Raw genomic sequence first — 19636 nt, 5'->3', positions numbered from 1 at the left:
TTATTGAAGGAGGTTTTCATATGGAAGTGGTTGCTAAAAGCTATCCTAAAAGACTAAAGGTCACTGAGAAATTAGAGCAAATAAGCACCTTATCAAACAAGTTCCTTGCCTCTTTGGCAGGCTTATCATTATTCTCCATGATGATTTTAATTGTCATCAATTCTGTAGCGAGAAAACTGTCTTCCCCTTTTCTTGGAACCGTGGAAGTTGTGGGGTGGCTGGCAGCTTTCACAACAGCTTTTGCATTGGGATATACCCAGCAGTTAAAAGGAAATGTTGTCTTGGATCTGGTGATGAATTATTTTTCAAAGAAAGTTCAGTGGCTGGCAAACCTTTTAGTAGCTGTAATCAATGTAGTATTCTTTTTATTTGTATTTTATCAGTTGTTTATGTATTCGCTGGATTTAAAGAGCAGTGGACAGGTATCAGAAGCATTAATGGTCTCTTATTATCCGCTTGTTGCCCTTTTTTCTCTAGGATTTTTAGGGTTGTTATTTTCATTACTGGTAGACCTGATCAAAGCCTGTAATATAGGTGAAGATCGATGAGTGCTACGATTATAGCTCTTTTGGGAATAGGTCTTCTTTTCCTTTTGATGTCTTTGAAGATGCCGATTAGTTTCTCTATGTTTTTGGCAGGGTTCCTCGGTCTGCTTGTAATGGCATCGCCTAACGCAGCTTTTGGCATACTGACTGCTGACTTGTGGAATCAACTATCCAGCTATAGCTTAAGTGTCATTCCATTATTCATCTTGATGGGAGAAATCGTCTTTCGGACGGGCATTACGGAAGAACTTTTTAAATCAGCTTATAAATGGATTGGGCAATACAGAGGAGGAATGGCATCCACGACCATTGTTGCGAGTGCTGGATTTGCTGCAATTTCCGGCTCTAATTCAGCAACAGCCGCTACGATGGGTACCATGGCTTTGCCGGAACTTAAGAAGTATCAATATGATGATAAGTTGAGTGCCGGAAGTGTTGCTGGTGGAGGGACCTTAGGTATTATCATTCCTCCAAGTACTGTGTTGATTGTCATTGCGATTCAAACTGAACAATCGATCAAGGACCTTTTTTTGGCCAGTTTAATACCCGGAGCTATTCTAGTTGTGTTGTTCCTTCTGACAGTTATATATTTATGCCGCCGTGATCCATCGTTAGGACCGCCTGGGGGAAAAACAGAAATGAAGGAAAAGTTCGCTTCGTTAGCAGGTGTGGTTCCCGTTTTCCTCTTGTTTATATTCGTCATAGGAGGATTATTTATAGGTTGGTTTACTCCGACCGAGTCTGGAGCTTTTGGCGCCTTTGGAGCTTTGATTCTTGCGATGGCGATGCGGAAGTTAACATGGGGAAAGCTGGTCACTGCAACATCCAGTGCACTCAAGTCTTCAGCAATGGTGATGATGTTAATTGTAGGTGCGATGGTATTTGGAAGGTTTTTAACGATCACGCGGCTCCCCTATGATGTAGCAGACTGGGCAGGGTCGTTAAATATTGCTCCTATCCTCATTCTCATTATCATTCTCGCTATATTTGTGTTAGGTGGAGCTATTATGGATGCCATGGGCTTTCTCATCATTGCTATCCCTATATTCTTCCCTCTGGTGATCCGTTTAGGATACGACCCGATATGGTTTGCGGTCATACTCTGTATTGTTACGAGTCTCGGAGCCATCACTCCTCCAGTAGGAGTAAACGCATTTGTTGTGAAGGGGATCAGGGATGATATATCAATAAACAACATATTTCGGGGTATAGCTCCTTTCATGGTTGCCTATATCATTTGTATCGCATTGCTTATTGCCTTTCCACAGATGATTTTGTTTGCTATGTAACCGAATGTTTCTTTTCATGGTTTTTTAACTATTATGATAACGGGGTGCAATCATGTCCAAGATTTTAGAAGAGAGCAAAGTCTATACATCTAATTTAGCAGAAAGAAATGTTTCCGATCTGCAAGGGATGATTGAATTATTAAGGGACAAAAAGCTGCTTACAAGAGTGAAATCACCGGTTGATATGAAATATGAAATGGCAGGTATAGCCAGTAAGTTTGATGGAGGAAACGCTGTTTTATTTGAAAACATCCAAGGTTCCGATGCTCGTATATTTACTGGCCTCTACTGGAATCGAAAGGTTTTAGCGGAAATTTTTGATGTTGATGAAAAGGAACTACCTTTTTTAACTGCCCGAGCCATAAATAATTGGAGAAAAAATCCGGTTGATCCTGTTGTTGTTGACAGCGGACCTGCAAATGAAGTCATCATGAAGGACGAAAAGGATTTATTAAAAGGGATTCCCGTCCCTACTCATGGCCTCCAAGACGGCGGACCTTATTTAGACTCCAGTGTGATTCTTGCGAAAGATCCGGATACTGGGGTAAGGAACGCTTCCATTCAAAGATTAATGGTTACAGGGCCCAATCGAATGACGATGTTAATGGACATGGGCAGACATCTGCGAGATTATTATGAACGGGCCGAAAAAATGGGAAAACCTCTTGAGATCACCATCAATAATGGTGTCGGCCTGCCCGTTCATTTTGCCTCCACTACGCCAAGCAGTGCGGCCCCGATCGATGCCGATGAGCTGGGCGTTGCATCAGAACTGTTGGGTGAGCCTTTACAACTAATCAAATCACAAACAGTCGATGTAGAAGGCGTTGCCGATGCACAGTATATTATTGAAGCAGAGATTCTGCCTAATGTAAGAGAGAATGAAGGTCCTGCTGCTGAAGTCACCGGGTACTATGCTTCCGCAGATGATCGATGGGTTGTACATGTGAAAGCAGTCACTCGAAGGGAGAAGCCTATTTTTCATACAATCATGCCTGGCAAAGAAGTATATAATGCGGTTGGACTGATGGCTGAAGCCAGTATTTATGAAAAAGTCTCAAGTGTCGTACCTGAAGTGCTAGATGTTTATTTATCCTATGGCGGGTGTGGATTTTACCATGCAAATGTTCAAATCAAGAAAAAGAGTGAAGGTGTACAAAAGAATGCCATTTTGGCCACCTTCGCGGCATTTCCATCGTTGCGCCGGGTAACAATCGTCGATGAGGATGTAGATATTTACGATCCGGAAGATATAGAGTGGGCACTTGCTACCCGTCATGATCCAGAGCGGGATATGATCTTGATCCCCGATGCACGCGGTCATGAACTCAATCCGGTAACAAATGATGGGATCGGGACAAAAATTGGGATTGATGCTACAGCTCCTTATCCGCGACCTTGGGAGTTTCAAAGGATTGATATGAGACAAGTCTCCCTGCAAGATTATGAGATTGTGGAAGATTGATAAAAGCAGCATGTGAAGGGGGAGTAGATGAGTGGATAAGAAGCGAATGATCGTAGGAATTACCGGTGGATCAGGAACGATTTATGGTATCCGGATGCTGGAAAGTCTGAAGAGTCTTGGGGTGGAGACACATCTGATCATGAGTAAGTGGGGAGAGAAAACACTTCAGGTCGAAACTTCCTATAGCTTGAATGATGTAAAGCTGTTGGCGGATTATCATTATTTTAATGACAATCTGGCGGCACCCATTTCATCAGGTTCATACCCCATTGATGGAATGGTCATTGTTCCTTGCAGCATGAAGTCCTTGGCGGAAATAGCAACAGGCGTAACCTCCGATTTAATTACCAGATCAGCAGATGTGATCTTAAAAGAGCGGAAAAAGTTGATTTTAGTGGCACGGGAAAGCCCTTTAAACTTAATCCATATAAGAAATATGGAAGCTGTTACTCTAGCAGGTGGAGTGATCTGCCCTCCGGTGCCAGCCTTCTATAATAAACCGGAGGCCATTGATGATCTAGTAGATCACACGGTAGGAAGGATCTTAGATTTATTTGGTTTGCATCCCCAATGGGTCAAACGATGGGGGAAATCCCTGAAAACGGCTGAAAAGCCCGTTTAAAAAGTTTGTTACGGGAGGGCTATGCATGACAATGGAGGAGAAACATTCAATCATTAACCTTCCTGATCTGTTGTTTGTCCAATATTGTACAGAAACTTTTGGATTAAACAGAGGCGTATATAATACGATTGACAAATGGTTCTATATGAAAAATGTAAAAGATATCAAAGCGCGGAGAGAAAGGATTTTGGACTTCCTTTTATTCAGTGTCAACTATATGAATAAAGAGGAAAATCGGTTGAAATTCGGAAAAGGAAACTTGGTCAATTTGCTTGTTGCGTATTCAGAGCGCCGGGCAGTGCCGGTATGATGCTTGCGGCCGGCGGTTGAAGCTGGTTGAAAACTTTGTACAGGTCAGAAGGAAAGGAAGGAGGTCATTTGATGAATCGTTCGGATGTAGTCATTATCGGAAGCGGAATCAATTCATTGACTGCGGCAGCCATTTTGTCAAAAAGAGGACGGAAAGTAACGGTATTGGAGAAAAACGACTGGATCGGCGGATGTATTAAAACGGAAGAGTTAGTGGCACCGGGGTTTAAAACAGATGTATTTTCAGGCTGGCACCCTTTATTTGTAACGAGTCCTGCCTTTGCGGAGCTGAAAGATGATCTGGAAAAAAATGGGCTGACTTATGTAAATACAGATGTGCCGACAGGGGTGATCCTGCCGGATGACAGGAGTGCAGTCCTCTATACCGACCGGCAGAAAAATATTGAAACGTTTAACCGTCTCACACCCGGTGAAGGTGACCGGTATGATGAGTTAATGAAAAGTTTTGAAGGTAAGGCAGACTTTGTGTTTCATCTATTATCCAATGAGCCGATGTCCTGGAACTCGATGCGCACTCTTTCAAAATATGTAAGAAGAAAAGGGATCAAAGAGTTCAAGTCTGAGGTTGGGAACATGATCAAATCTGCCGATGCCTTGCTTGATCAATATTTTGACAGTGATCTGGTGAAGGCGCTCCTTGCCCCCTGGATTCTTCACACAGGCCTTGGCCCCAATGATGCGGCTGGAAATATTATGATGCAGGTCTTGGTGTTTTCCCTTGAAGCAGCCGGCATGCCGATTCCAAAAGGCGGAGGCGGGGAGCTTGTCAAAGCATTGATGAAAATCGTAGAGGACAATGGCGGACAGTTTTTCACCAACGAGTTTGTCGAGCGGATTATAGTAGAAAATAACAAAGTGGTTGGTGTCAGAACGCAAAACGAAGAATACAGGGCGGATTATGTTCTTGCGAATGTAACCCCTCATCAATTGTATGGCAGCCTGCTGGAAGGCGTATCTATTCCAGCTTCTCTGCAAAAGGATGTCCAAAATTACAAATATGGCAACGCAGCCATGCAGATCCACTATGCTTTGGATGGTCCGCTGGATTGGGAGAATCCTGAATTGAGAAGAGCAGCCATGATTAATCTTACGCCAGGGGTGGAGGGGGTCAGCCAATCTGTGAATGAAGTATATAATGGTCTGCTGCCTAAAGAGGGGACCATTGCGGTTGGCCAGCATACGGCCTTTGATCCAAGCCGTGCTCCGAAAGGGAAACATACCTTATGGATCCAGCTGCTGGAAATGCCGCGAAAGTTAAGGGGAGACGCACTGGGAGAGATTGATACTTCCAATGGATATACGGAGGAAGTGATCGAAGCCTATGTGGAAAGAATTGAGAACCGAATCAGCAGACATGCGCCAAACTTTAAGAAGATGGTGATTAACCGGGAGATCATCTCGCCGGTTCAGTTAGAGGCATCCAATATGAATTTGGTAGGCGGGGACCCATACTCGGGTGTGGCTTCCATCGATCAACTGTTATTATGGAGGCCGACGTCCAAATATAAAAGACACGAAACCCCTGTGAAAAACCTATTCCATATTGGAGCTTCGACACATCCTGGCCCGGGTCTCGGGGGCACCTCCGGCTACTTGGCAGCACAGGAAGTGAAATAAAAATGACGAGGAGAGATAACCATGCAAAAGCAGGAAAGACAAGATATTTTTAAAAAAATTATGGGGAACTATCCAACGGGGGTAACCATTGTGACGACAACTACAGAGAGCGGAGAGCCGGTCGGTTTGACGGTTAACTCATTTGCCTCTGTATCCCTGGATCCACTTATGCTATTATGGTCGATTGATCACGGAGTATCTTCCCTGAAAGAATTTACCGGGGGAGGAAAATTTGCCGTTCATGTATTGGCTGAGGAACAGGCAGCGCTTTGCAAAACGTTCGCGAGTAAAAATGTAGACCGTTTTAGTCAATGTAATTGGAGGATGTCGGACAATGGTTTGCCAATTATTGATGGAGCGTTTGGCGTCTTTGAATGTGAAACGTTTCAAGCCATCGAAGCGGGAGACCACACTGTGTTGATTGGGGAAGTCATCGACCTTTCTGTAAATGAAGAAAAGGATCCGATGCTCTATCATCGCCGGGTATTTGGGGCCATCCCTGAAGAGTTTTATAAACAGAAAAACCCTGTATCTTAAATACATGTCACGCGTATGAGAGGTACGGCCATCCCTTCTTCTCTAGGTGTTTTTGACTGAATATTAGGAAAAAACGTTGACCTGCTACTTGGATCTTGGTTAAATAGAAGTAGTAGTTAAATAGAGTGGAGGGGTTTGGATGGGCTTACAGATTCAACAGATCGATCCGAAGAAGACGGCTTTGTTGGTAGTGGATATGCAAAATGATTTTGTAGCACCTGGAGCACCGTTGGAAACAGCGATGGGCCAAGAAATGCTGCCGCGATTGAAGAAAGTGTTGGAGTTCTCAAGAAACAAGGGAATTTCAGTGATTTATACAGCCCACGTCCACCGGGAAGATGGGTCTGATATGGGGCTGTACGGAGAAATTTATCCGCCTGTAGCGGACAGAGCCTGCCTCATCGACGGCACGCCGGGAACCGAGATTTACCCTGAAGTGGCCCCATTAGAAAATGAAATTGTCATTAAAAAGCATCGGTATAGTGCGTTTTTCGGGACGGACTTGGATATTATCCTGCGGAATCAAAGGATTGAGAATGTGGCAATCGTAGGTCTGACAACGGAAGATTGCTGTTTTGCTGCAGCACGGGACGCCATGTACAGAGGATATAGGGTTGCTTTCCTATCAGATGTCACCGGTACATACGATTATGGGGACATTGGCTTCGGAAAGGTCCCTGCGGAGGAAGTCCATCGTGTCTGTTTAACGATCTTGGGAGGATCCACTGCCCATGTGATGACAGCGGATGAGTTTATGCAGAAGGTGGAGGATTCGGTGGGTGTTGAACAAGTATAAATATTTATGTATGGTAAGGCAGCCCAAAAGGGCTGTCTTTAATACTGCTGATTATAGGAGATGATGTTCAATGTCGTTCTATTTCACTCGGTTATCTTTCTATTGTTTTTCAATGATGATGCTAAAATTATTAGGTAGTTATAGACTAAATATGCTTGTGGCATTTCATGGTACCGGGGATAATGCGATTAAATAATAATTATTGGGTTTTTAACTGTAACCATTCTTCATGGGGGCTTACTGCAACAACTGAACTAGCATGAGTGGACTTATTTCGGGAACATTATATTCGTTAATCCTTCAACAAGTTAGGCAGGCAAATAAAGACAACAGACTCCCTTACTCTTGCCACGTTTTAAATCCACTTGTGACATATTTTGAGGTACAGTCGCACATATAGTGAGCCAGTATGCATAAATCCGACATAGCAATGTCACCACCCTTGACCTAGTTAGCGTTCGTAGCAGTGTGTTTTTACGGCGGATGAGAAAAAACAGCCTTTAGGGCTTCAGCCGAAACAGTGGCGTAAAACTAGGGGACTCGCCCCTTTCCAGCGATCACTAAGGAATAGTACGACGTCAGGGGCCAGCATCTAACGAAGTGGTTATAACAGTGTTAATTCTCAGTAAGCGACTCTCCATTTGTTCATTGTCTTGTTGAAAAGGGGTGACTCGGAAAAATGGGAATATTCAATGGGAAAGTACACCCACTTGTCGGGTAGTTCCCATGATGTTCGTCAAGGTGAAATAAATTCTTTCCTATTATACTAGTCTCAATTAAATACCATTCAAAAATTAAGTACCATTTGTTACTGCCATTGCTTTAGGCTCTGAAATTTCTACCACTGATAAGGCCATTACAAATAGTATTTGGTCTTTGATATTTTCGGGATCCAAGCCTGTAATTTCACGGATAACTTTTAATCGATACCTTACGGTATTTTTATGAATATAAAGGGCCTTCGCAGTATCAATGTGGCTGGCGTTATTTTCTAAAAAAACTTTTAATGTAATAAAAAGCTCACTATTTTTCTTTTTATCATACTCAATTATATTATTGAGATATTCATCAGCTATAGTTTCTGATTCTTTTAGAGGGTTATTGGAATATAAAATTCTCTCTATGTTTAACTCTGAAAAAGAATATATTGTCAGTTGATTTTGATACGATTCTTTTGTGTATGAAAAGTTTAAAGCGGTTTCCGCTTCTTTAAAACTATTACGAATCTGAAGAAGAGGATAGGCTCGTCCAATACCACCATAAAAAGTACTTATATTTAGTGTTGTGATTAACTCTTTAAGTTTTCTAATTATAAGGTTTTCCGTAACCTCATTATTTACTTCAATTAATAATACAAAACGATTACTTAAATCAAAGCCGATTAATGTACCAGGTAATGATTCTTCCAAATGCTTTTCCATCATATAAATAATATTTAGTTTTTTTTCAATTAACTGCACTTCATTTGTTTCTTGTAAATCGCAATTTAATAATACTGCGTAAAAGTTGTTATTAGAGATTTTCCATCTAATTTCTTGAGCTAACCTTAATAACACTTCATAGGACTTGATTACTCCATTTTGTAATTTAGTGATAAAAGTATTTTTTTGTCTTTGATAGATAGTGGCAATGCTACGGAGTCTTTCAATTTCAGATTTAATGATTGTCACTGCCTGCTCTATGGCAACTAGTTCCCAAGGTTTTAGATCTGCTTTAACATTCCCTATAATTACTGCTGCTTCGAAATGAAGCGTACTTTTTATTAATCTGATAAGAGGTTGATATTCATGTTCTTTTAATTTGTAACTGTTTTTATCTATCGGTACGTTGGTAATAAGGTCTTCTACATCGTTGCGTGATATCCAAGTAGAAGGTGCTTCAATATAGATATTTAATGTTTTTATATATATTGCAATAGGCTTACTAGTTAACTTATGTAACAAATTTGCCAAATCGGGTAAACCTTTTCCATTCGTAAGAAAAGCATGAAAATTCTCGTATACATCACGTGTAAGCTCCAATTCCAATCGTTGTTTATTATTAATGTAGGTTACAACTGGAACAATCAAATCGGACCAAGCCAGTCTATTAGGTAAATGCAATATTGGGAATTCGTTTTCACTGGCATAAGAAATTACTTTCGATGGAATTTCGAGGATGTATCGGCCGATTTTAATACCCAGGCCAGAACATTTTTTATTGATTAAAACTTTAATTAACTTTATTAATGTCTCTTCCCAATCGGAGTTTGCATCCATAAAGGGATAGCCAGTTGTAATGATAAATTCACCTTCTCTAAACCACTCATAACCATCTGGTGCATCAAAAAGGGTAATACCTAAAACATCCTTTTCAAGATTAACATTCTCTGTTAAAACAGTGACCTCTTTAAAAGCTGGTAATTCTAACATCTCAATTATCCTCAAGATATATTCTCCCCCCAAATCTATCAGAACTTACTGAAAGTACAATAATTAGTTTAAATATTTGTGCAATTATACAAATACATTCGTGATAAACTGCAGTTAATCCTTCATTTAATGATGAGAAATGCTGAAAAAAGAAGAAAAAATAACTTGAAGAAGGGGGTTAGGTAGGTCTAGTTATGCTAATCAATAGAGAAAAGGAATAGGTGGTGTGACATCATGAATGCAAAAAAAAATGAAGCGATTGCCTTTTTACAAAGTTTATTACAGATTGATAGTGTGAATCCACCTGGCAATGAGTTGTATGTAGTTGAAAAAGTTGTTGAACGTGCAAACCAATGTGGTCTAGACACAGAAGTGATGACACTGTCAGAGAATAGGGCTAATGTGATAGTCACTTTAAAGAGTCAAAGAAAAATGAGTGAGAAAGCTCCTTCCTTAATCTTTAGCGGTCATTTGGATACTGTTCCAGTTGGCAATGTCCCTTGGAAGCATAATCCATTTTCCGGTGAGATTTCAGATTCAAAAATCTTTGGCATAGGATCATCTGATATGAAAAGCGGAGTAGCTGCAATGATTGAAGCCATGATTATGTTAAAGAGTAAAGGGGTTGACTTTGACGGAGACTTAGTATTTGTAGGGACTGCAGGGGAAGAGGTTGATTGCTTAGGAGCTTCAGCTGTTATAAAAGAAAATATTCTTGATAACGCAGGAGCTATAGTGATTGGAGAGCCAAGCAACGGAAAAATATTTACCGCTCATAAAGGTGTTTTATGGCTTAAATTTGAGACGTTTGGAAAGACAGCTCATTGCTCAATGCCTGAAAATGGAATTAACGCTCTCATGCATATGAATGAGCTCATTAACCAGATAAAAGAATACCAGTTCAACTATAAGGAGCATCACTTGTTAGGTAAACCTACTTTAACAATAAGTACTATTGAAGGGGGGGTATCTACAAATGTAATCCCTGATAAGTGTATAGCAACAGCTGACATTAGAACTATTCCGGGCATGAATCATGAAGAAATAGTAAAAGATATAAGAACGATAATTGAAAGATTAGAATCCCATATAACAAACTTTCAATCAAGGGTGACAGTATTACATGATTTAAATCCAATAGAGTGTACCCGAGGCGATGCGTTTGTACAATTAGCTTTAGAAGTAAATAAAGAGATCAGTGGTGTTGATTGTGAGGAAAAAGGAGTTAACTATTATACTGATGGCTCAATATTTTCACTAGCCACAAATATCCCGATCATAATATATGGACCAGGTGATGAAAATTTGGCTCACCAGCCAGATGAGCATGTAAGTATTAATAAATACATGGAAGCAATTAATTATTACGCTAAGTTAGCAGAAAGATATTTTCAAAGTACGAAGGAAGTAACGGCAGAAAAGTCTGAATTAAATGTATAATAATCATTAATATAAAGGAGAGAATAAAATGAGTGCACATAGAAATACTGTTTTCAACGCTAAAACTAAATTAATTTCAGGTATAGGAAGTATCAAGTCTCTTTCACAGGAATTAAAGAAGATTCAAGCAAGTACTATTCTTGTTGTTACTGATAAAGGTATTAAGAATGCAGGTATCTTAAATAAGGTGTTAGAAGAAATAGATTCAAATTATGATGTAATGATTTTCGATGAGGTAAAACCAAACCCTGAAGTTGAGATGACTGATAACGCATATCATACTTATAAAGATAAAGGGATAGATTTATTGCTGGCAATAGGCGGGGGAAGTGTGTTAGATACAGCAAAAGGGCTTTCGGTTCTATTTTCAAACGGAGGATCAATTGCAGATTATTATGGATATGACATTTATAAGAACAAGACATATCCTATGTTTGCTGTTCCTACAACTGTTGGAACTGGAAGTGAAAGTGGGAATGCTGCAGTCTTTACTGATAATAGTAATAATCTTAAAACCAAAAAATTAATTTTTGGTGAGGATTTATTTCCTGAAGTGGCTTTTCTGGATGCGGAGTTATTAAAAAACATGCCAAGCCACCTTATTTCATCTACTGGTATGGATGCGCTTACACATGCTATTGAAGGATACGTAGCAAACTGGAGCTCACATGTTACAGATTCACTAAACCTTCATGCGGTTAGAGTCATCGGATCTTCTATACGTCAAGCGACTGCCCATAGTGAAAACTTAGAAGCTATGCATTCCATGCTGTTGGCAAGCACCATAGCTGGATTAGGAATGGCGAACTCGGGCCTTGGAATGGTACATGGAATTTCCCATGCTATAGGTGCTCAATATGATGCCCCACATGGAATTGTTAACGCCATTCTTCTACCATATTTACTAGAATATAACTGGATAGCTAATCCTGAAAAATTCTCTCATATTGCAGACGCACTGCGTGTGAATATTCAAGGCTTATCTGTAGAAGATGCGGCAAAAGCAGCAGTTGAACATGTTAAAACTATGACTGCCGAAGTTGGTATTCCTGACAATTTAAGTGCTATCGGTGTGGATGACTCAAAGATCGATTTGCTTACAGATATTGCGTTTAATGACCAGCAATATATGGTACCTAATCCTCGCAAGATGTCAAGGCAAGATATATATGACATTCTTCAAAAAGCAATAGCAGGAAGCGCTCATCCTACTGCAGTTAAGGAGGTTTATTCATGATTAGTCAAACCTTAAATGTACTACCCAAAGTAGAGAAATTTTTAAAATACCCAAAAAAAATGTTTATTGGGGGTGAGTTTGTAACATCCCAATCAGGTAAAACATTTGAAACATATAATCCAGCAAACGGGGAAGTACTAGCAAATGTATATGAAGCTCAGCAAGAAGATGTTGATCTAGCAGTAAAGGCAGCCAAGAGAGCATTCGAAAATGGTCCTTGGTCTAAAATGAGTGCTGCTGAAAGGTCTCATTTGATGTACAAGCTTGCTGATTTGATAGAAAAAAATAAAGAAGAATTAGCTCAGCTAGATACCCTAGATAATGGCAAGCCAATTAAAGAAGTTTTAGAGAATGATCTACCAAACGCAATAGGTCAATTTAGATATTTCTCGGGGTGGGCTACGAAAAACGTAGGTGAAACAATACCTGTCTCTGGAAACTACTTTAACTATACACGCCATGAACCAGTAGGAGTCGTTGGTCAAATCATTCCATGGAATTTCCCTCTTATGATGCTTTCGTGGAAGATAGCCCCGGCACTTGCTACTGGATGTACAGTTGTTTTAAAGCCAGCTGAACAAACACCCCTTTCTGCACTTTATGTTGCTGAATTAGTTGCTGAAGCAGGGTTTCCTGAAGGTGTAATTAATATTATCCCAGGGTTTGGTGAAACAGCAGGAAGGGCCTTAGTTAAGCATCCTAACGTTAATAAAATTGCATTTACTGGCTCAACGGTCGTCGGAAAAGAAATTATGCGGGAAGCAGCCAATGATTTAAAAAGGGTTACATTGGAACTTGGCGGGAAGTCTCCAAATATCATTTTGCCGGATGCTGACCTTTCGGTAGCTGCACCAGGTGTATTTACAGGTATTATGGCTAACCAGGGTGAGGTTTGTAGTGCAGGCTCCCGTGTATTCATACAAAAGAATCAATTTGACAATGTTGTATCTGACCTTGTTTCATATGCCAAAAATGTTAAACAGGGTGATGGATTGAATATAGATACTGAAATGGGACCTTTAGTTTCACAAGAACAGCAAGAACGAGTAGTGGGATATATAAATAAAGGAATTGAAGAGGGAGCCGAAAAATTAACCGGTGGAAATCGGTCTAATAAGGGCTATTTTGTGGAACCAACTGTATTCGTTGATGTAAATGATGATATGTCCATTGCAAGAGAAGAAATATTTGGGCCGGTAGTAGTTGCCATGCCTTATGATGACTTAGATGAAATCATAGATAGAGCAAACAATTCTCCTTATGGCCTGGCTGCCGGACTGTGGACTAGGGATTTAAGAAATGCTCATTATGTTGCGAATCGACTTAAAGCTGGATCAGTATGGGTGAACTGTTATAACGTAACAGACCCTGCATCTCCATTTGGAGGCTATAAACAATCTGGTAATGGACGAGAAATGGGTTCATACGCATTAGAAAACTATACTGAAGTAAAAAGTGTATGGATTAATTTAGGCTAATTTATTATGATAAGGAAATTTTAATGTAATGGATGAGAGGGCTTCCTCTCATCCATTAAGATTAATAATGTCATAGTAATTCAAATATCCTTAGAAAGGAAAGATCCCATATGAGTCATTCTAAAAGAATCACCCTTTTTGTTATTCTATTTATAGTGTTATATAGTTTTCTCAGTCTTCCAGGCTTATTTGATCTGGCGAATCGAATTGAACCATGGGTATTAGGAGTTCCTTTTGTAATGTTTTGGACATTGTTTTTATCGTTTCTTATTTGCTGTTTAATGATTTCATGGTATATAGTCGATGCCAAAAACGGAGACTTTGATATCGATGAAGTAGAGGAAAGTGAAATTATGGATTTTGAAGAACGGAGGGCTAGGTCATGACCGTACTCTTTATTAGTATGTTTTTAGCAATGATGCTATTAATAAATATAAAAAATTTGAACGTTAAAAATTATGATGACTACGCTACCGCAAATAGTAGTTTTGGGATGATAGGAATCGGTCTCGCAGTGTTTTCAACCTGGTATGTGGGAGCTTCCTGGACAGCCTGGGCGGACTTTAGTGTAGGGAGTGGTTTTCTTGGCGTTTATGTAATTCCCTATGCTGCAATGATGATGTTTACCATGTATCTAGTTTCTGAGAAAGCATTTATTTGGGGAAAGAAATATAAAGTAAAAACACAGGCAGAACTTATAGGGTTACGTTATCAGAGTAAGTTATTACGAGTATTAGTTGCAATATCAGGTGTAGTTTTTGTTACTCCATGGCTACTAATAGAATGGACAACTATGGGATATGTATTTAGTTATGGCACTGGAGGAGTGTTAAGTCCCTTTTGGGGTATGCTGATCGGTGTCGTCGTCGTATTAGTCTATGTAGCTTTAGGAGGTATGAGGTCTGTAATTATTGGTAATATAGTTCAGGGAGTTTTAATGTTCTTTATCGGAACATTTGTAATGTTCTGGATGATATATGAATTTTTTGGAAGTTTTTCAAATGCAATGAATTTGCTGGCTGAAAATCACCCTGAAACACTTACCTTTCCTGGCCCTACATTATCATCTATGCCAACTTCCTTCTGGACATCGCTTTTAGTTGTAAATGGTTTAGGTGCATTTATGTGGCCTTGGGCATTTAATAAATTATTTGCAGCAAAAAATGTTCAAGCAATTAAAAAGTCAACTCTAGTTGCACCTATTATTGGCTTGATCTTTTGGGCCGCTTTTACTTTTCTAGGTCAATCTTTACATTTATTTGAATTTGGCCGAAACAATCCTGAAGAAGCATATATTTGGGCGGCGTCTCAAGCAGGTTCTGTACACTTAGCATTATTAAGTGTTGTAATTATGGCTGCAGGACTCGCAACCGTGGCCGGGATGATACAGGCAATGTCAACAGCTATATCAACTGATATTGCACAAGTCATAAACAAAAATATTTCTGAAAGAACAGCACTTAGAATAGCTCGGACGACTGTAGTATTAATAGGAATTGGAGTATTAATCTCCGCTGCCTTCAATAACCTATCTCTAAATTATTATGCTTTACTAGGTTACCAAGGTATAGTCATGTTATTCCCTATAGTAATATTAGGTCTTTATTGGAAACGTGCGAATAAAGAGGGAGCCATCATTGGTTTGATTCTTGGAACCGCGGTTGCAATGTTGTTACAAGTAATCAATCCAGGCTTTATAGAGGCTTGGGGATGGACTCCTGGTATTTATGGTGCTATTATAGCTACCATTTCGATTGTCATTTTTGGATTACTTAAGCCTGCGGAAGAACATGTTGATCTTCTTTGGGAAGATATAGAAATTGTAAGAAATAAGAAAATTAAACAGAGAAATACTACTCAGGAGAAAATTGCAAATTAATTTTTTAAGATGACCTGATTTCTTTCTACTGATCTTCTTGGAAAATTAGCTATTTTCTTTGGATGTAAAAAAGATACTTTGTATCCCGATCCCCGTCAATTAGGATTGTAACTATTTCTCACTTAGTAAATAAAGATATTAAAAACATTGTATATTTTTCTTCTCTTTGAACCTATATTTTTCAATACGAATAATAACTATGTCCTTTTCTCTCCCGCGATGTTCTCTTCTGTGAAGTGGAGCCGAAAATGAAATTATCATTAAAAAAACATCGTTACAGTGCGTTTTTCGGTACAGACTTGGATATCATCTTGCGGAATCAAAGGATTGAGAATGTGGCAATCGTAGGCCTGACAACGGAAGATTGCTGTTTTGCTGCAGCACGGGACGCTATGTACAGAGGATATAGGGTTGCTTTCCTATCAGATGTCACCGGTACATACGATTATGGGGACATTGGCTTCGGAAAGGTCCCTGCGGAGGAAGTCCATCGTGTCTGTTTAACGATCTTGGGAGGATCCACTGCTCATGTAATGACAGCGGATGAGTTTATGCAGAAGGTGGAAGATTCGGTGGGGGTTGAGAAGGTGTAAAAGTAAAAAAGGAGACAAGTGCTTTTTAGTTAAAAAATCCGAACATGACTAAAATTCTACATTTAGAATTCAAGTTAGTTCGGATTCTCTTTTTATAGGCTTACTTGTTCCTTTTTGATTTGAACGTTTCAGTTATTTTCCAACTTAACTGCCAAGTCAAAGATCCAGGCGACCTAGCAATTCAGAAACTGAATCATCCTGTATGGTCTCCGAAGTGAATATTACATCATATTTGAAATTGTCTTTCCACATATTCTCTTTCCAGACAATACTGCCAAACAAAGTAAATATCTTTTCTTCTATTTGTACTTCCAGTTTTAATTGAAAATCGGAAACGGGCAGATTTAATGTAGATGAAAATCGTAAACCGTCTTTGCGGATATTATGAATCATCACCTGGGTATACCCTACATTAATGGTTTTGTCTTTAATTTTTGAAACAGTCAGGCCAGCCTGAAGAGGATAAGACCATCCATTACTCTGTTTCTTTTTATCAATTTGAGAATTGTTGTTAGGTATGTTTATAGGTAAAATCGGATGTACCAACAGTTTTTCAAAATCCGTATGAGGAAGGGGTCTTTCGTATAAGTACCCTTGAATCTGGTCACAGCCATTCTCTTTTAAAAATAAGAGCTGCTCCTCTGTTTCCACACCTTCAGCTATCACTTTTATCCCTAGTTCATGTGACAAGTCGATGATGGCTTTTGTAATTGCCGAGTCTTTGCTTGATATTTGTTCGCTGATAAAAGTATGGTCAATTTTGATGCTGTCCATTTGGAATTTTCTCAAGTAAAGAAGGGAGGAATATCCTGTTCCAAAGTCATCCAAGGCGAACCGCACACCGGCCCGTATTAGCTTTTCCATGTCTTGTTGAAAGCCTTCATGATTATCCAGTAAGACATTCTCGGTAATTTCTAACTCAATCATAGACGGATCAATTCCTGCCTCAGTTATCGCTCCAAACAAGGAGTCTACCCAGCTGCTTTTCATTAAGCTTTTGGGCGAAACATTAATAGATACTGGAACGAGAGGCAGGTCTTTCTTTTTCCATTCCGCGATCTGGCTGCAAACTTCCTTAAAAGTCCAGTGGGTCAGACCATCGATGAACCCATTATCCTCTGCTAGGAGGACAAATTCATTCGGAGAAACCAATTTCCAATCAGGATGATCCCACCGTAGAAGCGCCTCGGCCCTGAGCATTTGGTTAGTATCAGGATCAACGATTGGCTGATAGTACATAAACAGATGTTTTTGTTCAATGGCCTTTCTTAAATCTCTTTCCAATTTAAATTGTCTGGAAGATTCAATATCCATGTAAGGAGAATAGAGTAAGTAGCTGGCTTTGCCCGCTTGCTTCGTACGCCTCAATGCTTCCTCTGCTCGGCTGAACAGGTCGCGCATGTTCTTTCCATCTTCCGGATAATAAGCAATACCCATGCTTGCTGTAATAAATAATTCATGGCCGTCAATGTAATAGGGCTTATTTAAATTCTCTACCATCTGGTCTGCAATCATCTCAACATGTTTTTTTCCTTGAATCTGCCTGAGGAGAACAGTGAATTCGTCACTTCCTAACCGGCAAACCAAGTCACCGCCCAAAATAAATTTCGAGAGCCGGGACGCAAACTCCTTTAACAGTTTGTCTCCGGTATTATGGTTCAAAGCACTATTAATCCGTTTGAATCCATCCATGTCTATCTTCATGATTGCAAACTCTTCATTCTTATTGTTTAACAGTCGGCTGAACTCCTTATCAAATTTTCGATGGTTGGGCAGGCCAGTTAATGGATCATGATATTTTAGGAACTCAATCCTTTCTCTGTCCTGCTTTCTCTCTGTAATGTCAATGACCACGCCTTCTAGTCGGACTACATCTCCTGCTTCATCAGTGATGACGATCGTTTTATCCTGCACCCATTTCATTTTTCCGCTCTTGTCAATAATCCGGTACTCAAGGACAAATTCAGGCTTCTGAACATTTGACCTGGCAGCTTGATAGTCAAGAATATCATCTTTATAAATGAGTTCATCCCACGAAACTTCACCATGTAAAAATTCCTTGGCTGTGTACCCCGTAATAGACTTGACACCTTGGGAACAGGAGAGCAGCTTGTTTGATTTTGCATCTCTTGCCCATATGTACGCCTCCATATGCTGGTACACCTTGCTATGATCCGTACTATTTTTGTTATTATGGACCTCCTGATGTCCCTCGTTTACTGCGTATGTGGATATAATTAATTTGACCACCTTTTGGCTATCGTTAAGTATGACATCCGTATATTGATGCAAAAGCTTTTCTTCTCCATTTGGACAGACAATTCGATATTTTATTTTCATCGGAATTCCTTCTTCTGCGGAACGCTCGAAAGCTCCCATAAAAATATCCTTATCTTCTGGGTGGACAAGCTGAAAGACATTTTTATACGTGGGGGTTTTGTCGCGTTTAAGCTGGAAAATGTCATACATTTTATCCGAGAAATACGCTCTATCATCTATGATGTCATATTCCCAGATACCCATATCTACTAAATTCTCCATTGCTTTTATACCCACTAGAAATCGGGTAAGCTCCTTATCCTGCTTTTTAAACTGGGTAATATCTCTCATCATTCCGATTAACCCCGTGACCTTCTCTCCCGAAAACATAGGAACAACCCGGTGCTCTAATTCCAACGACTGGCTGGTGTTTATGATATTTCGCGTTTGATAGTTTTGAATTCTTCCTTTTAAGGCCTCTTCATAAAAACCCCTAATTTGGTAAATTTGCCGGTAAGGGCGCAAGGTTTTAAGAACGTCATCCACATGGCCTGGCTTCATTTGGAGTAATTCCTCAAATGCTCGATTTCTTTTAATGATATGTAAATCCCTGTCCATAATATAAACAGGGTTAGAATAATGCTCAAACAAATATTCAAAGGCGTAATCCTCACTAATCCTTTTACTGTTTCTCCTGGTGAAAAATTTAGGTAAATCTAGCAAAATGTACCCTTCTTTCTTGATAGTATAATGCTCTTTATTTTACTGTGATTTACATAATTTTACAAGAAAACAGGTCTTTTGTAATGGTTCTCTGGCTATAATTTCGTTCATTCGACAAGTGACAGTGGTCAAGCCCCCTAAAAATGGACATAATCAAAATACGACAAGAATACACATTGTTTAATTGGTTTCAGTATGTGCGCCACCATTGACTTTGTTTTTGTCCGTGTTGAGGAACGCATGCAGGAAGGCTAAAAATAATGCCTTGGGGCTCTTCCTGCCACGAGGATGAATATTGCCATGGGATAGAGCCAGCTTTGCCATCTTTTTGAGCCACTTGTGACATAAAATAGAGCCACCTTATGACATGGGTGAGCCACTTAGTGATTAAAGACATTCCCCCTGCCGGGGGAAT

The 19636-nt window shown here is 39.7% G+C and carries 17 protein-coding genes; 14 read left to right on the top strand and 3 right to left on the bottom strand.

Annotated features, from left to right (window positions below):
* Positions 1 to 20 precede the first annotated feature (20 nt).
* From ACFSCZ_RS14135 to ACFSCZ_RS14100, 8 genes are all read left to right on the top strand, one after another.
* Positions 21 to 548 carry a TRAP transporter small permease gene (locus ACFSCZ_RS14135; RefSeq protein WP_380774699.1) on the top strand — a complete coding sequence of 176 codons (528 nt, stop codon included), beginning with the start codon at positions 21 to 23 and terminating at the stop codon, positions 546 to 548.
* The gene (locus ACFSCZ_RS14130) at positions 545 to 1834 is read left to right on the top strand and encodes a TRAP transporter large permease (RefSeq protein WP_380774697.1); all 1290 of its coding nucleotides are present in this window, start codon (positions 545 to 547) and stop codon (positions 1832 to 1834) included. Before ACFSCZ_RS14135 ends, ACFSCZ_RS14130 begins: the two co-directional genes overlap by 4 nt.
* Before the next feature lie 52 nt (positions 1835 to 1886).
* Positions 1887 to 3299, top strand: coding sequence for a UbiD family decarboxylase (locus ACFSCZ_RS14125; RefSeq protein WP_380774696.1), 1413 nt, complete (start codon positions 1887 to 1889; stop codon positions 3297 to 3299).
* Positions 3300 to 3345: 46 nt separating this feature from the next.
* Entirely contained in the window at positions 3346 to 3921 is a 576-nt protein-coding gene (locus tag ACFSCZ_RS14120; protein ID WP_380774713.1) for a UbiX family flavin prenyltransferase, read from the top strand.
* Positions 3922 to 3946: 25 nt separating this feature from the next.
* A complete protein-coding gene (locus tag ACFSCZ_RS14115) occupies positions 3947 to 4231 on the top strand; it encodes a hypothetical protein (protein WP_380774695.1) in 285 nt (94 codons plus the stop codon).
* 71 nt (positions 4232 to 4302) lie between these two features.
* Positions 4303 to 5868, top strand: a complete 1566-nt coding sequence (locus tag ACFSCZ_RS14110; protein WP_380774694.1) for a phytoene desaturase family protein — start codon at positions 4303 to 4305, stop codon at positions 5866 to 5868.
* Positions 5869 to 5889: 21 nt separating this feature from the next.
* A complete protein-coding gene (locus tag ACFSCZ_RS14105; RefSeq protein ID WP_380774693.1) occupies positions 5890 to 6405 on the top strand; it encodes a flavin reductase family protein in 516 nt (171 codons plus the stop codon).
* 139 nt (positions 6406 to 6544) lie between these two features.
* Positions 6545 to 7201 carry a cysteine hydrolase family protein gene (locus tag ACFSCZ_RS14100; protein WP_380774692.1) on the top strand — a complete coding sequence of 219 codons (657 nt, stop codon included), beginning with the start codon at positions 6545 to 6547 and terminating at the stop codon, positions 7199 to 7201.
* A gap of 794 nt (positions 7202 to 7995) precedes the next feature.
* On the opposite strand, the gene ACFSCZ_RS14095 is transcribed toward ACFSCZ_RS14100, so the two are convergent.
* A complete protein-coding gene (locus ACFSCZ_RS14095) occupies positions 7996 to 9627 on the bottom strand; it encodes a PucR family transcriptional regulator (protein ID WP_380774691.1) in 1632 nt (543 codons plus the stop codon).
* A gap of 219 nt (positions 9628 to 9846) precedes the next feature.
* Here ACFSCZ_RS14095 and ACFSCZ_RS14090 point away from each other — a divergent pair, with 219 nt between their 5' ends.
* The 6 genes from ACFSCZ_RS14090 (at position 9847) to ACFSCZ_RS14065 (ending at position 16239) form a co-directional block, all read left to right on the top strand.
* On the top strand, positions 9847 to 11052 hold the full coding sequence (locus ACFSCZ_RS14090) for a M20 family metallopeptidase (RefSeq protein WP_380774688.1): 1206 nt from the start codon (positions 9847 to 9849) through the stop codon (positions 11050 to 11052).
* Between the two features lie 28 nt (positions 11053 to 11080).
* Entirely contained in the window at positions 11081 to 12289 is a 1209-nt protein-coding gene (locus ACFSCZ_RS14085; RefSeq protein WP_380774687.1) for an iron-containing alcohol dehydrogenase, read from the top strand.
* Positions 12286 to 13767 (top strand): aldehyde dehydrogenase family protein, encoded by a 1482-nt coding sequence (locus ACFSCZ_RS14080; protein ID WP_380774686.1) that lies wholly within the window; start codon positions 12286 to 12288, stop codon positions 13765 to 13767. Before ACFSCZ_RS14085 ends, ACFSCZ_RS14080 begins: the two co-directional genes overlap by 4 nt.
* Before the next feature lie 110 nt (positions 13768 to 13877).
* Positions 13878 to 14153 carry a hypothetical protein gene (locus ACFSCZ_RS14075; protein WP_380774685.1) on the top strand — a complete coding sequence of 92 codons (276 nt, stop codon included), beginning with the start codon at positions 13878 to 13880 and terminating at the stop codon, positions 14151 to 14153.
* Positions 14150 to 15646, top strand: coding sequence for a sodium:solute symporter family protein (locus ACFSCZ_RS14070; protein ID WP_380774684.1), 1497 nt, complete (start codon positions 14150 to 14152; stop codon positions 15644 to 15646). The genes ACFSCZ_RS14075 and ACFSCZ_RS14070 overlap by 4 nt, the downstream gene beginning before the upstream one ends.
* A gap of 248 nt (positions 15647 to 15894) precedes the next feature.
* Positions 15895 to 16239, top strand: a complete 345-nt coding sequence (locus ACFSCZ_RS14065) for a cysteine hydrolase family protein (RefSeq protein ID WP_380774683.1) — start codon at positions 15895 to 15897, stop codon at positions 16237 to 16239.
* Positions 16240 to 16395: 156 nt separating this feature from the next.
* Here the strand turns inward: ACFSCZ_RS14065 and ACFSCZ_RS14060 are convergent, their stop codons facing one another.
* Together ACFSCZ_RS14060 and ACFSCZ_RS14055 are read right to left on the bottom strand one after the other, a co-directional pair.
* Positions 16396 to 19221: an EAL domain-containing protein gene (locus ACFSCZ_RS14060; protein WP_380774682.1), complete on the bottom strand. Its 2826-nt coding sequence runs from the start codon at positions 19219 to 19221 to the stop codon at positions 16396 to 16398.
* A 190-nt stretch (positions 19222 to 19411) separates the two neighbouring features.
* On the bottom strand, positions 19412 to 19636 hold a 225-nt coding region (locus tag ACFSCZ_RS14055; RefSeq protein ID WP_380774681.1), incomplete at its 5' end, for a hypothetical protein.

Origin of the sequence: Siminovitchia sediminis (genome assembly GCF_042680885.1) — a bacterium.
GTDB lineage: Bacteria > Bacillota > Bacilli > Bacillales > Bacillaceae_C > Siminovitchia > Siminovitchia sediminis.
The sequence above is the reverse complement of the archived record's forward strand: the minus strand, read 5'-3'. Positions and strand labels throughout refer to the sequence as shown.

Coding starts and splice junctions, on each gene's coding strand:
- ACFSCZ_RS14135 (WP_380774699.1), top strand. CDS start 21: ATGGAAGTGGTTGCTAAAAGCTATCCTAAAAGACTAAAGGTCACTGAG.
- ACFSCZ_RS14130 (WP_380774697.1), top strand. CDS start 545: ATGAGTGCTACGATTATAGCTCTTTTGGGAATAGGTCTTCTTTTCCTT.
- ACFSCZ_RS14125 (WP_380774696.1), top strand. CDS start 1,887: ATGTCCAAGATTTTAGAAGAGAGCAAAGTCTATACATCTAATTTAGCA.
- ACFSCZ_RS14120 (WP_380774713.1), top strand. CDS start 3,346: ATGATCGTAGGAATTACCGGTGGATCAGGAACGATTTATGGTATCCGG.
- ACFSCZ_RS14115 (WP_380774695.1), top strand. CDS start 3,947: ATGACAATGGAGGAGAAACATTCAATCATTAACCTTCCTGATCTGTTG.
- ACFSCZ_RS14110 (WP_380774694.1), top strand. CDS start 4,303: ATGAATCGTTCGGATGTAGTCATTATCGGAAGCGGAATCAATTCATTG.
- ACFSCZ_RS14105 (WP_380774693.1), top strand. CDS start 5,890: ATGCAAAAGCAGGAAAGACAAGATATTTTTAAAAAAATTATGGGGAAC.
- ACFSCZ_RS14100 (WP_380774692.1), top strand. CDS start 6,545: ATGGGCTTACAGATTCAACAGATCGATCCGAAGAAGACGGCTTTGTTG.
- ACFSCZ_RS14090 (WP_380774688.1), top strand. CDS start 9,847: ATGAATGCAAAAAAAAATGAAGCGATTGCCTTTTTACAAAGTTTATTA.
- ACFSCZ_RS14085 (WP_380774687.1), top strand. CDS start 11,081: ATGAGTGCACATAGAAATACTGTTTTCAACGCTAAAACTAAATTAATT.
- ACFSCZ_RS14080 (WP_380774686.1), top strand. CDS start 12,286: ATGATTAGTCAAACCTTAAATGTACTACCCAAAGTAGAGAAATTTTTA.
- ACFSCZ_RS14075 (WP_380774685.1), top strand. CDS start 13,878: ATGAGTCATTCTAAAAGAATCACCCTTTTTGTTATTCTATTTATAGTG.
- ACFSCZ_RS14070 (WP_380774684.1), top strand. CDS start 14,150: ATGACCGTACTCTTTATTAGTATGTTTTTAGCAATGATGCTATTAATA.
- ACFSCZ_RS14065 (WP_380774683.1), top strand. CDS start 15,895: ATGAAATTATCATTAAAAAAACATCGTTACAGTGCGTTTTTCGGTACA.